The sequence below is a fragment of the Streptomyces sp. NPDC054841 genome (assembly GCF_053611045.1).
This window is the reverse complement of record NZ_JBSGZO010000244.1, coordinates 1-12,764: the sequence shown is the minus strand read 5'-3', so window position 1 is coordinate 12,764 and position 12,764 is coordinate 1. Positions and strand designations below refer to the sequence as shown.

The window sequence follows — 12,764 nt, the reverse complement described above, 5'->3', positions numbered from 1 at the left end:
GGCCAGAACCCGAGAAGGGGTTCTGGCCCACTTTCTGTGGGCCGTGACCGTGGGTTATCACTCAGATCTCGAAGAGGGCTTCTTCTTGCGGCGGGATCGGAGGGTCGAGGACGTTGCGGAGGCGGGCGATGTCCTGACGCCATTTCGGTCCGTCCGGGGTTTCGTCCCACAGCTCGGCAACCTCGGACGTCTCGGCGACCACCTGGTCCAGAGCGTCGATGGCAAGCGCTCGGAGTTCCTCGGGGAACTCCGGCATCGGTTCCGATGGTCCGTAGTTCGAACACGTCGGCTCGCCGTCCGGATGCTGTGCGACGACCAGGGCCACCGCGGCCACGGCTCGCTCGGCGTCGGGCGTGTCCAACTGGTCTGCCTGGTCTGCAGAGTTGGCAGCACGTTCGAGGGCAGTGCGGATCAAGGGTGCGCGTTCTTCCGCGGCCGCCTCGTCCAGGTCGCCGGCGAAATCGGCAGCGGTGTCGTTGTCGAAGGGGCCGACTCCCCAGGTGCCCATGATGTTCTCCTTCCAGATGCTGACTCGGGGATCGTCGCATCTGCCACCGACAGCGGATCACGAGGCAAGCAGGACCCGTTTGCGCTGCAGGTCGAAGCCGGCCCGGCCGAACGTCTGGCGCTTGAGCATCCTGATCCGGTTGACATGACCTTCGACGGGACCCGAGTGGTTCTGGCTCAGGTTCCGTGGAGCGATCGCGGTGAGTCGGATCTTCGGAGCGAGCCGATGCCGGTTCGGGTGTGCGCGGAGCCGCGTTGAGGTGAGTTCCAGGGCCCGGTTGTCCCGTCCGGCGATGTCACAGGCGAGGCGAGGAAGGCATGGGGGAGGTGGAAGCCGACCTCTCGGTGCGCCGGGGGCGGCCTCGTCGGCGGCCATGGACTTGTCGATTATCGATATGCTGCTCTAGGTTGGGCATATCGATAATCGATGGGAAGGGATGCGGTGAACACGCGACTCACGAGGACCCTGGCCTCGGTGACCTTTGCGCTGGCGGTGCTGTCCGGGCTCGCCTTCATCGGCACGGGGGGCACGCACATGCTCGACGACGGGGCCGTCTGCGTGCAGACGGACTTCTGGCGCAATGCCTCACTGGCGGACAACCTGCCGGTCGGCAAGGGCGTGGAAGCGTCCAGCAGTGCCGCGCGCCTCTGCCAGGACAGTCCCTCCGTGGGGCAGCGCGCTGCCGACCTCGGGGGCGAACTGCCTTGGCTGCTGTTCGGTTCCCTCGCGCTGTTGCTCTTCTCCCGGCTGCTCAAGGCCGTCCTGCTGAAGGGGCCGTTCACCGATGCGGTGTCGCAACGGCTCTCCGTTCTCGGCTGGTTCGTCGCCGTGGGCACGCCGCTGGCCGGCCTCGTCGTCGGCTGGTCGCAGTCCTGGCTCGTCGAGAGCATGGCGCCGGTCGCGGGTTCTGGGCTCACGGTCTCCGGTCCGCAGGTGCTCGTCCTCGCCGGCCTCGCCGCAGTGATCATGGGGAAGATCATGCGCGAGGGTGTGCGGATGCGAGAGGACCTCGAAGGGACCATCTGATGCCCGATGAGGAACCGCATGCGATCCGGATCCACCTCGACCGGCTCCTTGCCGAGCGCGGCATGACGCTCACCGAACTGTCCGCGCGAGTGGACATCACCGTCGTCAACCTGTCCGTGCTCAAGAACGGGCGGGCCAAGGCCATCCGCTTCTCGACCCTGTCGAGAATCTGCGATGTCCTCGGGTGCCAGCCGGGAGACCTGATCACCCACGACCCCGCCGGGCCGGCCTAGCCAGTCATCCCCAGCGGCGTCCACCGGGGAATGGCCAGGCCGTTCCTCAGCGCCCCATATCTGGGCGCGGAGCGCGCTGCTCACTGGGTCGGTGCCGGTGAGCAGCGCGGTCAGTGTTGCGGCGACGTCCGAAGGCAGCGCCTCAGCCATCGGCCTTCGCGACGCCGATCGGGCAGGAGACGCCCGTCCCGGCGAGCCTGTGCTGCCATATGACCCGTGGGTTCAGGCGCGCAGACCCGTGAGCCCGTCATACGCGGCCGTGACGATCTCCAGTCCCCGATTGTCGTCCGCCGGTTCGCGCATCTGATGTGTCACGTACGCCACTGCCATACGGGCGTCAGGATCGATCATGACCAGTGAGCCGCCCCAACCGCCCCACCCGTAGGTGTTGCCGAAGAGTCCGTAGCCCAGACCCCAGCGCATCGGCATGCCCAGGACGCGGTCATCGCCGTGGAACTGCTCCTCCCGGGCACGATCACAACCCGCTTGCGACAGCAGCGGCGTCCCCCGCACCGATCCTCCGCAGGCCATCACGGACTGGACGAGGGCGACCGAGCGGGCGTTGCCGAGCCCGTTCGCCGCAGGGATTTGCGCACGGCGCCAGGCCACGCTGTTCCCGTCGTGGACCCGTATCGGGGTCCCGGCGGCGGGAGTCGCGCCGTTGGCGGGGGCACTCGCGGCGTAGCCGTCGTCCCGGGACTGTGGCGGGATCGTGAGCGCCACCCGGTGGTCGTGCTCGGCGGTCAGGCCGATGTGGAAGTCCGCGCCCAGCGGGCCGGCAACCTCGTCGGCGAAGAACGTGCCCAGGGTCCGGCCGGTGATGCGGCGTACGACTTCGCCCACGAGGAATCCCTGGGTGAGCGAGTGGTATCCGGCCTCGCTGCCCGGCTCCCATTGCGGAGCCTGCGCTGCCAGTCGTGCCGTGGCGGACGTCCAGTCGTACAGCTCCGCCACCGGCCCGTCCCAGTCGGGCAAACCGGCCGTGTGCGCGAGCAGGTGGCGTACCAGCACCTTCTCTTTGCCCGCCGCGGCGAACTCCGGCCAGTACCGGGCGACCGGCGCGGCCAGGTCGAGTTCGCCACGGTCGGCGAGAACCAGCGCGCACAGCGCGGTCATCGTCTTGGTGACGGACCAGACGTTGACGATCGTGTCGCGCTGCCACGGGATCGTACGGTCGGCGTCGGTGAATCCGCCCCAGACATCCACCACCGGCCGGCCGTCCACGAAGACGGCCACCGAGCCACCGGCGTCTCCCTCGTCCAGCAATGCCGCCAGCGCGCTGGGCACGGCAGTGAACAGATCATCGTATGAGCCCTGAATGTCTGCCATGCGGAGAATCTAGCCAGCTTGGGGTGACGCGAGGCAACCGAATTCCCGGCCCGCCAGGGGCGACTGTCCCTCAGTGGCTTCCGGCGCAGGGGCGATGCCGGTCGGGCAGACGCTCCCCAGTTCGTCTCGAACGGGGTACTTGGCTTGACGCCCGTGCCGGCGAGCCTGTGCTGCCATGTGACCCATGGGCCGGTGCCGGCTGTCGAGTGGAGCAGCCCGTCATCCACGTAGGTGGGCAAGAAGCTCGTCTCCAACGGGATAGGGGCGTTCCGGGGGCAGCAGTCGGGCGGCGGAGGCCAGGTCCCCGCTGCTGACGAGGGCTCGGATCTCGTGGGCGAGTGGGGTTACGTCGCGGATGGCGACCGTCCACTCGTCCGCGTAGCGTCGTGCGGCCTCACCGGAGAGGCCGAGTTGCAAGGACCGGTACGGCAGGGGTTGCAGGTGAAGGTCCCGCTCGGGGTCCCACTGCACGCGGGTGGGCGCGCGCTTCAACTGACGCTGCCAGGTTGCGCGGTCGGGGTGGAGTCCGCGGGCGTAGCTCGACAGACACGCCTGGCGCAGCGCCCACTCGAAGCCGTCGCGGGTGATCTCGACAGCCAGAACGGTCTCCTGCCCTGCCTTGGCGCCCCAGCCGCAGCGGTACATCATCCACAGGAACGACGGCTTGATCCATGTCATCCTGTCCCGCTTCCACGCGGCGGGGAAGCGGCCGTCGCGGACGGCGGGCAGGCCGATTTCCGGGGAGTACGCCTGGTAGACGGTGATCGTGGATTCCGAGTAGGCCGCACGGATCCTGCGTTGCGGTTCTTCCATGGCGTACAGCGTGGGGTCGGCCGGTTCAGGCGGCCACTGATTTTCGCCTGCCGTTCACTGCGGCGGAGAGCGCCGGCCGCAGCACCGTGCGGATTGCCGGTGCCACGGCTCTTCAATAACTACGGCCCACTTGTCCGTGGCCTCCGGCGCCGGAGCGATACCCGTCGGGCACGACGCCCCCAGTTCGTCTCGAACGGGTCACCTGAGCGGTCTCGATGAAGTCAAGTGCTGATCCTTCTCGGCATCCGCCGAACGGCGAGGGTTCAGCAGCGCGCTTCACCGCCTCACCCGGCTGGCACATCATGAGCACCCCGGCGTTCTCGGCGGCTGCCAGGGGCCTGGGAAGGGATCATGCACCAGGGTTGCCATGCGGGACGTCGAGGATGATGTCGGCGGCGCGGGCGATGACCGGGGCGCGGGTACCGCCGGGGTGGTCGGCGGCGAGGAAGTGGCTGCCGATGGCCGCGCAGAAGGCAAGCACGGCGCGAGCCTCGACCTCGTCGGGGTCGGCGCAGAAGGTGCTGATCGCGTCGCGGGCCAGCTGAATGCGCTTGTTGTCCACGCGGCGCAGGCGGTCGGCGACGGTGTGGTCACGGCGGGCCCATTCGCGGATGGCCAGGTCGATGGGGAGCAGGCGATCGCTGGAGAAGGTGAGCTGTCCGGCCAGGCGGACCTTGTCCCGTGCGTCGCCGCCCTCCCGCTCGACCCGGTCCACTACGTCGTCCACGCTTTCGCGCTCCCAGGCGTCCAGCATCTCGGTCAGCAGTGCGTCACGGTCGGCGAAGTAGCCGTAGAAGCCCCCCTTGGTCACCCCCAGCGCCTTGGCGAGCGCCTCGACCCGCACCGCGTCCACTCCGCCTGCGGCCAGCGCCCGAAGCCCCTCCTCGACCCACTTCTCGCGCGGTGTGCGCAATGCGCCCATCTGTGACCCACCTCACCCAGTCAGACCTGTTGTACGGCCCCGTACAACAGGTCTAGTCTCACCTTGTACGGCATCGTATAACCCGAGAGGGGACACGTCATGTCATTCGGTTTCGTTGCCTTCCACTACCCGGCTGCCGAGCACGTCGAGGAGTTCGTCGGCGAGTGCCACAAGGTCGCCGAGGCGACGCGGCGGCAGCCGGGTTTTCTGTCCGTCGGGGTCTGGGTCACGCCGGACGGCGGCGCCGTCGTCACCACCGGCGCTTTCGAGTCCGAGGAGGCATTCCTGGCGGCGGCCGAAGTCGGCCGCGAGATGGGCGCGACGCCCGACGGCCTGAGCGACCTGGAGGTCAGGCCCCGCGAGGTCCACTTCCTTGTGTCGCGCTAGATCTTGGTGAGGTCAACTCCCCGTTGGCGCAGGAGCTTTGGCGAGAGTGGCGGTGATGCCGAAGATTCTGACGGTGAACGGTGGAGTTTGACGCCTGAGCAGCAGGTCGAGCTGCGGCAACGGCTACGCGGCCTTGAGTGCGTGGCTTGTGGTTCTGGTACAGGTCCCCCTTGTCGGCTTTGGCCCTCAGCCGTAAGCCGTAAGCCCTCCAGCCGCTCCCACGCGGCTGCCAGGAGGGCCGGGGCGGCCCTGTACCGGAGGCTGTCGCGGGTGCGTTCCAGCGGAACCATCCCGGCTCAGCAGCACCGACAGCCACGACGAATCGATGTCCACCCCGCGCTCGCGACGCAGCCAGACCCCCGTCTCGGCGGGTCTGTGATCCGTGTGACTCACCCCGGCAGCGACGGTTGAGTGTTCTGCGGCCTTGTCGGCGTGGGGGTGGGCAACAGGTCGGTGCGCTTCTCGACGTGGCCGGTGACTGGCGACCACAGGGCCGGTCGGACGGGCACGGAATCGCCTGGATCCCTCGCGCGTTGAGGAGGGCGGGCATGGGATGCCGGTGGTGTGCGAGCCGAGCAGCCCGAGTGAGCGAGCTGACAGATATTGGAGGGCAGCAATGGCTGCGCAGACGCAGAGAGCCGTGCTGGCGGGCGGATGCTTCTGGGGGATGGAGGAGCTGATCCGCCGACTTCCGGGCGTGACGGCGACCCGGGTGGGATACACCGGGGGTGACGTGCCGAACGCGACGTACCGTAACCATGGCACGCACGCGGAGGCCATTGAGATCCTTTTCGACCCCGCGAAGACCGACTTCCGCGCGATCCTGGAGTTCTTCTTCCAGATCCACGACCCGAGCACAAAGAACCGCCAGGGCAACGACATCGGCCTCAGCTACCGCTCGGCGATCTATTACGTGGATGACGAGCAGAAGCGGATCGCCGAGGACACGATCGCGGATGTGGACGCCTCCGGCCTGTGGCCGGGCAAGGTCGTCACTGAGGTGGAGCCGGTCGGCCCCTTCTGGGAGGCCGAGCCCGAGCATCAGGATTACCTGCAGCGTTACCCGGACGGCTACACCTGCCACTTCCCGCGCCCGGGATGGCGGCTGCCCGCCCGCGCCGAGGGCTGACCGCGAGGCGGCCCGGCGGAAGGCGGAGCGGAGGCTGACCGGCACAGGCTCCGCAGCCGGGCCGCGCTTGCCTCTGCGGGGCCGGCGGTGCCCCGCTGTCGGTGAAGGCTGCGGGCAGTGGGACACGGTCGGGGGCAAGTCACCTGGCTTGGCGCCCGTCGCTCGGCTGAGCGTCGCGGATTGCCCTTCAGCGCCCGAATCGGCTCGGCTGAGCGTCGCGGTCGGCCCGCCGGATGGGGTGGGTGCCGCTGCCCGTCCACCGTCCCTCTTCGGCAGACGGTGACAAGTCCGCGGCCCTCACCCCGCGGGCCGCGTACGCGGCACCCCAGGAGAGATCCGTCACCGTGCGTCGCGTAGCTGAAGAAGGTACGCCGCAGTCAGCGCAACGGCACGGTTCCCGTCATGCGACAGGTCCACGAGGGCACGGGACGCCGTGGTGCCCGGGATGTCCGCCAGCGCCTGGGTCAGCCATACGCGCGCAGGCGCTTCGGTGGTGTCGTGGGCGAGGCGGTCGACGAGCCTGGTGGCGATCTGATCCGCCGTCGTGGTGTCGCTCGCCAGCATGCTCAGTGCATCGGCTGCATCGGTGTCGTTCCTTCCCTCCACGATCATGTCGATGAGCGTCGGCACCGCATCGGCCACTCCACGCGTCCCGAGCGCCAGAGCCGCATGGCCGCGGACCACGGCATCGGGGTTCGCGAGGGCGTCCCGCAGCCGGGCGGTGGCCTCACCACCGGGCATCTCGGCCAGGGACTGAACGGCACGTTCCCGCACCGCGGCCACCGGTGAGCCGAGGCCCTCCGCCAGCAGTGCCGTGCCGCCGTCGCCCGATCGCGCCAGCGCCCATCGAAGGGCTCCGGCGACGTTCGGCTCCGTCTCTCCCAGTACCGCCTCGACCAGAGCCTCCACCGGCACGGGAACCTCGTCGACCGAGGAAAGGGCCGCGCGCTGGCGCGCGGCAGCGCTCTTCGACCCCAGTGCCTGGAGGAACGCGACGACCTGGAGGACGTCCTCCCAGCCGGCGGGTTCCGCAGCATCGATCCGGCGCAGCCGCGTGAGCAGCTCGGTCTCGGCCGCGATGCGTTCGCGCGTCTGACGGATGAGGTCGTCGACGAGCGCCGAGGGCGTGAAGCCGGGATCGTCGAGCGCGCGCCCGATCTCACGCAGCGACAGCCCCAGCGACCGCAGGCTCTCGATGTGGAAGACCCGCCGGATGTCCTCGCCGGAGTACTCCCGGTAGCCGGAGCCCGTACGACCCGAAGGCCGCATCAGGCCGAGCGACTCGTAATGCCTGAGCATGCGGGCACTGACCCCGGACCGTCGCGCCACCTCACCGATCAACACTTCCTATCGTCCCTCCTGGCCGGACCCGCCGAGGGCCACGATGCGCTTCGCCTCCTCGATCGCGAACTCGAATCCGGTGTCCGGGTCGCGCAGCAGCCGTTCCGTGGCGAGCGCGTGCGTGCGCACGCGCCGGTCAGGGGCCGTCATGGCAGCACGCAGAGCCGGCAGAACGACCTCACCCAGCGCGACCAGCGCCCGGCTGAGACTCAGCTGCGTCTCCCGCTCACCGCGCCCGAGCTGCGTCGCCAGCACCGCGGCCAACCCGGACTCCTCGCCTTCCGGCACGAGCACGACCACGGCTCGCCAGGCGCTCCGCGCCACTTCGTCGTCGGCGTCGGACAGGAGCGCCCGTGTGATCGCCGGCCACGCCTGCCGGTCCCCGATCTTGGACAGTGTGTGCAGCGCCTGGCTCCGTGCCTGCGCATGCTCCGAGCGGACTTCGCGGAGCAGCTCGGGGAGTGTCATGGACACCGGGTGGCGGGTGAGCGCCCAGGTCAGCATTTCGCGGACGAAGAACTCGGGCTCGATCGCGCATCGTTCGATGAGCTTGTCGACGAAGCGCGGATCCGGCGTCGTGCCGACCGCCAGAGCCGCCCGCAGTCGCACGGACGAACGGCCGTCCTCCAGGCCCCGGAGCGCTCGTATCGCATCCGCGTCCTGTCTCGTCATGGTCATCGAGACCACCTCCTCGGCAAGCAGTGAAGGCCTTGTCACTGTGTCAAGGTCAAGGCTCACCGGGCGACTTCGCACCTTCGCCGGCCTTGAGGGCTCACCCGGGGGACGACTTGAATGGCGTCGTGACCATGGAACCGGTGGGCTGTGCTGCAACCGTTGCCGGAATGATCTCACTGGACGAGATCATGGCGAAGCTGTGCCGGCAGAGGCCGGTCTTCCACTCCGAAGCGGACCTCCAGCACAGCTTCGCCCAGGTGCTTTGGGAGATGGCGCCGGAGGTGCACTCAAGACTCGAAGTGCCGCAGCGGCTGTCGGACAGAACGGAGTATCTGGATCTGCTGTGTCTCGGACCCGAGACTCGTACAGCGGTCGAGTTCAAGTACTTCACCCGAGGCTGGACCGGCACCGTCGGCACCCCGGTCGAGGAGTACGCCTTGAGGGCGCATGCTGCCACCGACCTTGCCCGCCTGAATTTCGTTCGGGACATAGCGAGGCTGGAGCGCTTCTGTCGTCGGTCCGACCAGAACGGTCTCGCACTCATGCTGACCAACGAAGCGTCCTTGTGGACCCCGCCAGGTCCCGGCCGCCGACGTACTCGGGATCACGACTTCAGGATTCACCACGAGCGGGAGCTCACCGGGACACTGCTCTGGGCCGAGGGAACGTATGAGCCGAACACCTGCAGTCTGCGAGGCACGTACCCACTCAGCTGGGAGACGTACTCCGAGCAGGGCGGAGCGGGCGGGGAGTTCCGCTACCTGGCTGTGTTCGTCAGCCCAGCAGCTGACGGAACCGATGACGCCACACGTATCCAGCCGGCGTAGGAACCGTCCAGCCCGTACACGCCGGGCCATGTTCGCATCAGCTCCGAGTGCTCCCTGAAGCTGAACTCGCCGATGCGGCGATCACCGGACACGGACACCGGCACTCGGTCAGTCATCCATGGGAGCCGCAGCGATGCCCGTCTGGCTTTGTACGCGAGAACGGGAGTCGATTGTCGACGGCTTCGGGAGGCGCTGCGTAGCCCCCTCGCTTGATCAATCTCCATGAGTTTGGGAGTCACCGCTACGTCCCGGCGGACGGTTGGGCCACCCATCGGTGAAGGTCCTGAGTTGCCTCCGTTGCCGCTCCTCCTCCGCGATGCGGTCGCCGAGTACGGCTTGGTCGACGTACGGGGTGACGGCGGCGAGGACCAGGCGCTGAAGCTCGGTCGGATCGAGCGCCTCGACTTCCCACTGCACCGGCTGGCCGGGGTCGAGCTCGTGTCGGCTGGCGAACCCTGGCCAACGCGGTTCGCCGGCCTTCCCCGTGGCTGCGGGCAGCTCGTGCTCGCGCACCTGGTCGTGGGTGAGCAGGACGCGCTGCACGTGGCTTCAGCAGTCGGTGCGGGCCACCCAGTCGCGCTCGATGTCGGCGCCTGAGGCGTCGAAGTCGCCGACCTTTCTCCGGGGCGCCACGAGCGTGCGGTAGGGATTCACGCAGCTCAGAAGCGGTCATGACGACTGTAGCTGGTGCAACACCTGTTGTGCACGATGGCTGCGTCGAGATTCACCCTGTGACGGCGAACCGAGTTCACCCGGGTCTGTCGGAGCCGCGGTTGAGCTGGGCCATGAGCTCCCGGTTGGCCGAGCGGGCGGCTGCGAGGTCGTCGTCTTGCTCTTGCAACTTCAGTTCCAGGTCGACGATTTGCTGCTCCAGCGTGGTGATTCTGGCCTTGCGCTGTTCGGTGTCGTCGGGGCCACCGACGCCGGACTCGCGCCAGGCCTGCTCGCCCAGCACCTGGCTGAGACGTTGTTCGAGGCGGCGGGCGCGTGCGGCCAGGCGGGCGGTACGGGCGTCGGCGGCCGCGAGGTCGGCTGCAATGATGCCCGGCTGATGGCCGGGCCCCGCCCGCCGGGGACGGTGACCGGCTCAGCGGCCTGCGCGTGGACTTGGCCGAGCAGGTCGCGGTGACGGTGGAGGAAGGTGCGGTCGACGCCTGCGCGCCGGGCGATGGCCGGCGCGCAGGCAGCAGAGCCGTCCTTCGCCGCCTCAGTTCACCGGCCTCTGTGTGGGTCGAGCGATCACGCGGACTTGATCGCGGAGATGTCGAAGTTCAGCTTGACCTTGTCGCTGACCATGACACCGCCGGCCTCGAGCGCGGCGTTCCAGGTCAGGCCCCAGTCGGAGCGCAGGATCTCGGCGCCGCCCTCGAAGCCGACGCGCTGCTGGCCGTACGGGTCGGTGGCGGAGCCGTTGAACTCCAGGTCGATGGAGAGCGGGCGCGTGACGTCCTTGATCGTCAGGTCACCGTTGATGCGGTACTTGTCACCGCCCAGGGCCTCGGCGCCGGTGGAGCGGAAGGACATCAGCGGGAACTGCTCGGCGTCGAAGAAGTCGCCGCTGCGCAGGTGGGCGTCGCGGTCCGCGATGCCGGTGTCGACACTGCCGATCTTGACGTCGATGACGGCGGAGGAGCGGGCCGGGTCGGACCCGTCCAGCTTCAGCGTGCCCTCGTGGTCACCGAAGGCGCCGCGGACGTTGGTGACCATCGCGTGACGCACGGTGAAGCCGATGCTGCTGTGTGCCGGGTCGATGGTGTACGTGCCGGTCAGCGCGGTGAGCGCCGGGTTGACCTCAAGGGTGGCGGTGGCGGTGTTGTTCTTGCGGTTGAAGAGGCCCATGGCCGGCTCCTTGGGGGTGGGGGATTCCATCGAGATTGTTCTACTTTCAACTAAATTCACCGTAGAGAAATTCCGTTCAAGCTTCAATCACTCGTGGGCTTGGGATTCCGCAAGAGGGTTCCTGGACTGCCGCGGCCCCTGGGCCGCCTCTCCGCTGACCAGGTCAAGGCGACGCCGCTGCGCAGTCCCCGTGTCCCGAAGAATCCGTGCGGCTCGCGCGCTCGCTGCCGCCTCCTCCGTCGTATTCGCCCTGCAGGGCCCGCGCTGCCAGCCGCAGCCGAGGCCTCCGCGGACGGCCCGTCCGTGATCACCTCCGGCCGGCTCCCGGTCACCGTCGCCGAGGACTTCCCGCGCGTCCCCTCGTACACAGACAGGGCCACCGGCGCCCGGCTGCTCGGGAACACCGAGCCGCTCCCCGAGGTGACGCTCAACGACAAGCCGTACGCCGCGCAGACGAAGGGCAGCCCCGCCCTGGACGAGACCGGCGCCCGCAACACGCTCACCTTCCCCGCCCTGCCCGGCAAGTCCCTGCGCCAAGCGGCGGCGGGCCCGTACGGCTCGGCCACCGCCTTCGGGTCGCTCCAGCCGCCCGCGTCGGCGAGCGCGAGCGTCGCCTTGCGTACGGCCTCGCCCAGCTGGGCCATGGTGGCGGCGGTGATGATGCGAGTGCCGGGAGGTGCCACAGCGTTGTACTCGAGCGTTATGACACCCACTCGGGCTCTCGGCGGACGGCGCTTCGGGGGGACGCAGGACGGCCGAGGGTCAGGCCGCCGTGCGAGTGGTGGCCGCCTTGGCGAGGGCGGCGGCCTCCTCGTGGGCCCGCGCCTTGGAGGCGTCCGCGGCCCCGATGAAGTCGGCCAGCGCCGGGTTGACGCGCGCCAGGGTGAACTCGGGGACGACGAAGTCGACGGTCAGCCCGAGCATGCCGGTCAGGACCTTCTCCAGGTACGTCGTGACGAACTCGAAGCTCTCGCGCGGCGTGCCCGGGCCATAGGCGCCGCCGCGTGCCGAGACCACGGTCACCGGGGTGCCGGCCGCGGAGGGCTGTTCGCCCGCAGTGCGGCCCATCACGATCACCTGGTCGAGCCAGGACTTGAGGCCGGAGGGAATAGTGAAGTTGTACATCGGCGTGCCGATGACCACAGCGTCGGCCCGCTCCAACTCGCCGATCAGCATCTCCCGCAGCTCGTACGCGGCCTGCTGCTCGGAGGTGCGCTGCTCGGCGGGCACGAACGCGGCCGTGATCCCGGGGGCGGTCAGGTGAGCGACGGGCTCGGCGCCCAGGTCGCGGTAGATCACCGTGCCGTCCGGGTTCTCCGCCTGCCATGCCTCGCGGAAGGTCGCGGAGACCTCGCGGGAGACGGAGCCCTCGGCGAGCGCGGACGAGTCGATGTGCAGCAGCGTGGGCATCTCAATGCTCTTTCGGTAGTAGCTGCGGTTATCTCGGCAGCTTCGTCATCAATAGGCTTGGCGTCCGGTCTCGGCGAAACCTGCCTCGGCCAGTCCGGCCCCGACCGGACCCGCTACCGCCTCGACCGGCGCCGGCGTCCGGCCGGGCCCGGGGTCCATGGCGTCCGGGCGGGCGGGGCGGGGGAACGCTGCCGCCAGGCTTTGCCCCTCCGTTCGGCCCCAGGGGCGAAGCACCTGCTGGACCGGACCGCCGCCGGGTCAAGTCCGGACCGGGAGGCCGCGGGCGTCCGGGAAGGGGGGCCGAGGGCGGATACCCGTCCCCGGC

At 69.1% G+C, this 12,764-nt stretch carries 15 protein-coding genes and 1 pseudogene; 7 read left to right on the top strand and 9 right to left on the bottom strand.

Annotated elements, in window-relative coordinates; all coding sequences use genetic code 11:
- Window positions 1–61: 61 nt before the first annotated feature.
- Window positions 62–508 (bottom strand): DUF4259 domain-containing protein, encoded by a 447-nt coding sequence (locus ACWGI8_RS27320; protein WP_453664810.1) that lies wholly within the window; start codon window positions 506–508, stop codon window positions 62–64.
- A gap of 441 nt (window positions 509–949) precedes the next feature.
- On the opposite strand from ACWGI8_RS27320, the gene ACWGI8_RS27315 reads away from it, so the two are divergent.
- Together ACWGI8_RS27315 and ACWGI8_RS27310 are read left to right on the top strand one after the other, a co-directional pair.
- On the top strand, window positions 950–1,534 hold the full coding sequence (locus tag ACWGI8_RS27315; RefSeq protein ID WP_453664808.1) for a DUF2975 domain-containing protein: 585 nt from the start codon (window positions 950–952) through the stop codon (window positions 1,532–1,534).
- Window positions 1,534–1,767 carry a helix-turn-helix domain-containing protein gene (locus ACWGI8_RS27310; protein ID WP_453664807.1) on the top strand — a complete coding sequence of 78 codons (234 nt, stop codon included), beginning with the start codon at window positions 1,534–1,536 and terminating at the stop codon, window positions 1,765–1,767. The genes ACWGI8_RS27315 and ACWGI8_RS27310 overlap by 1 nt, the downstream gene beginning before the upstream one ends.
- A gap of 222 nt (window positions 1,768–1,989) precedes the next feature.
- Here ACWGI8_RS27310 and ACWGI8_RS27305 read toward each other — a convergent pair whose 3' ends face one another.
- The 3 genes from ACWGI8_RS27305 to ACWGI8_RS27295 all read right to left on the bottom strand — a co-directional run bounded on the left by ACWGI8_RS27305 (window position 1,990) and on the right by ACWGI8_RS27295 (window position 4,831).
- Window positions 1,990–3,096 carry a serine hydrolase domain-containing protein gene (locus ACWGI8_RS27305; protein WP_453664805.1) on the bottom strand — a complete coding sequence of 369 codons (1,107 nt, stop codon included), beginning with the start codon at window positions 3,094–3,096 and terminating at the stop codon, window positions 1,990–1,992.
- 219 nt (window positions 3,097–3,315) lie between these two features.
- Complete coding sequence (locus ACWGI8_RS27300) at window positions 3,316–3,909, bottom strand: DUF4291 domain-containing protein (RefSeq protein ID WP_453664803.1); 594 nt, start codon at window positions 3,907–3,909, stop codon at window positions 3,316–3,318.
- Between the two features lie 349 nt (window positions 3,910–4,258).
- Window positions 4,259–4,831, bottom strand: coding sequence for a TetR/AcrR family transcriptional regulator (locus tag ACWGI8_RS27295; protein ID WP_453664801.1), 573 nt, complete (start codon window positions 4,829–4,831; stop codon window positions 4,259–4,261).
- 99 nt (window positions 4,832–4,930) lie between these two features.
- Between ACWGI8_RS27295 and ACWGI8_RS27290 the strand changes: the two genes are divergently transcribed.
- Complete coding sequence (locus ACWGI8_RS27290) at window positions 4,931–5,218, top strand: putative quinol monooxygenase (RefSeq protein ID WP_453664799.1); 288 nt, start codon at window positions 4,931–4,933, stop codon at window positions 5,216–5,218.
- A gap of 616 nt (window positions 5,219–5,834) precedes the next feature.
- A complete protein-coding gene (gene msrA / locus ACWGI8_RS27285; RefSeq protein WP_033323708.1) occupies window positions 5,835–6,347 on the top strand; it encodes a peptide-methionine (S)-S-oxide reductase MsrA in 513 nt (170 codons plus the stop codon).
- Window positions 6,348–6,686: 339 nt separating this feature from the next.
- Here msrA and ACWGI8_RS27280 read toward each other — a convergent pair whose 3' ends face one another.
- Both ACWGI8_RS27280 and ACWGI8_RS27275 read right to left on the bottom strand, forming a co-directional pair.
- A complete protein-coding gene (locus ACWGI8_RS27280; protein WP_453664798.1) occupies window positions 6,687–7,691 on the bottom strand; it encodes a MerR family transcriptional regulator in 1,005 nt (334 codons plus the stop codon).
- A gap of 3 nt (window positions 7,692–7,694) precedes the next feature.
- Window positions 7,695–8,366: a HEAT repeat domain-containing protein gene (locus ACWGI8_RS27275; protein ID WP_453664796.1), complete on the bottom strand. Its 672-nt coding sequence runs from the start codon at window positions 8,364–8,366 to the stop codon at window positions 7,695–7,697.
- 164 nt (window positions 8,367–8,530) lie between these two features.
- Between ACWGI8_RS27275 and ACWGI8_RS27270 the strand changes: the two genes are divergently transcribed.
- Both ACWGI8_RS27270 and ACWGI8_RS27265 read left to right on the top strand, forming a co-directional pair.
- Window positions 8,531–9,190, top strand: coding sequence for a hypothetical protein (locus ACWGI8_RS27270; RefSeq protein ID WP_453664794.1), 660 nt, complete (start codon window positions 8,531–8,533; stop codon window positions 9,188–9,190).
- Window positions 9,191–9,478: 288 nt separating this feature from the next.
- Window positions 9,479–9,787 carry a hypothetical protein gene (locus tag ACWGI8_RS27265; RefSeq protein WP_453664792.1) on the top strand — a complete coding sequence of 103 codons (309 nt, stop codon included), beginning with the start codon at window positions 9,479–9,481 and terminating at the stop codon, window positions 9,785–9,787.
- 151 nt (window positions 9,788–9,938) lie between these two features.
- On the opposite strand, the gene ACWGI8_RS27260 is transcribed toward ACWGI8_RS27265, so the two are convergent.
- The gene (locus ACWGI8_RS27260; RefSeq protein ID WP_453664790.1) at window positions 9,939–10,145 is read right to left on the bottom strand and encodes a hypothetical protein; all 207 of its coding nucleotides are present in this window, start codon (window positions 10,143–10,145) and stop codon (window positions 9,939–9,941) included.
- Window positions 10,146–10,429: 284 nt separating this feature from the next.
- Complete coding sequence (locus tag ACWGI8_RS27255; RefSeq protein ID WP_453664812.1) at window positions 10,430–11,029, bottom strand: YceI family protein; 600 nt, start codon at window positions 11,027–11,029, stop codon at window positions 10,430–10,432.
- A 93-nt stretch (window positions 11,030–11,122) separates the two neighbouring features.
- On the opposite strand from ACWGI8_RS27255, the pseudogene ACWGI8_RS27250 reads away from it, so the two are divergent.
- A pseudogene (locus tag ACWGI8_RS27250) lies at window positions 11,123–11,479 on the top strand (hypothetical protein); the annotation flags it as partial.
- Window positions 11,480–11,791: 312 nt separating this feature from the next.
- On the opposite strand, the gene ACWGI8_RS27245 reads toward ACWGI8_RS27250, so the two are convergent.
- The gene (locus tag ACWGI8_RS27245) at window positions 11,792–12,439 is read right to left on the bottom strand and encodes an FMN-dependent NADH-azoreductase (protein WP_453664789.1); all 648 of its coding nucleotides are present in this window, start codon (window positions 12,437–12,439) and stop codon (window positions 11,792–11,794) included.
- Window positions 12,440–12,764: the final 325 nt, after the last annotated feature.

Bases quoted from the DNA above. Each gene is read 5' to 3' on its own strand.
- ACWGI8_RS27320 (WP_453664810.1), bottom strand. From the start codon at position 508: ATGGGCACCTGGGGAGTCGGCCCCTTCGACAACGACACCGCTGCCGAT.
- ACWGI8_RS27310 (WP_453664807.1), top strand. From the start codon at position 1,534: ATGCCCGATGAGGAACCGCATGCGATCCGGATCCACCTCGACCGGCTC.
- ACWGI8_RS27305 (WP_453664805.1), bottom strand. From the start codon at position 3,096: ATGGCAGACATTCAGGGCTCATACGATGATCTGTTCACTGCCGTGCCC.
- ACWGI8_RS27300 (WP_453664803.1), bottom strand. From the start codon at position 3,909: ATGGAAGAACCGCAACGCAGGATCCGTGCGGCCTACTCGGAATCCACG.
- ACWGI8_RS27295 (WP_453664801.1), bottom strand. From the start codon at position 4,831: ATGGGCGCATTGCGCACACCGCGCGAGAAGTGGGTCGAGGAGGGGCTT.
- ACWGI8_RS27290 (WP_453664799.1), top strand. From the start codon at position 4,931: ATGTCATTCGGTTTCGTTGCCTTCCACTACCCGGCTGCCGAGCACGTC.
- msrA (WP_033323708.1), top strand. From the start codon at position 5,835: ATGGCTGCGCAGACGCAGAGAGCCGTGCTGGCGGGCGGATGCTTCTGG.
- ACWGI8_RS27275 (WP_453664796.1), bottom strand. From the start codon at position 8,366: ATGACCATGACGAGACAGGACGCGGATGCGATACGAGCGCTCCGGGGC.
- ACWGI8_RS27270 (WP_453664794.1), top strand. From the start codon at position 8,531: ATGATCTCACTGGACGAGATCATGGCGAAGCTGTGCCGGCAGAGGCCG.
- ACWGI8_RS27255 (WP_453664812.1), bottom strand. From the start codon at position 11,029: ATGGGCCTCTTCAACCGCAAGAACAACACCGCCACCGCCACCCTTGAG.
- ACWGI8_RS27245 (WP_453664789.1), bottom strand. From the start codon at position 12,439: ATGCCCACGCTGCTGCACATCGACTCGTCCGCGCTCGCCGAGGGCTCC.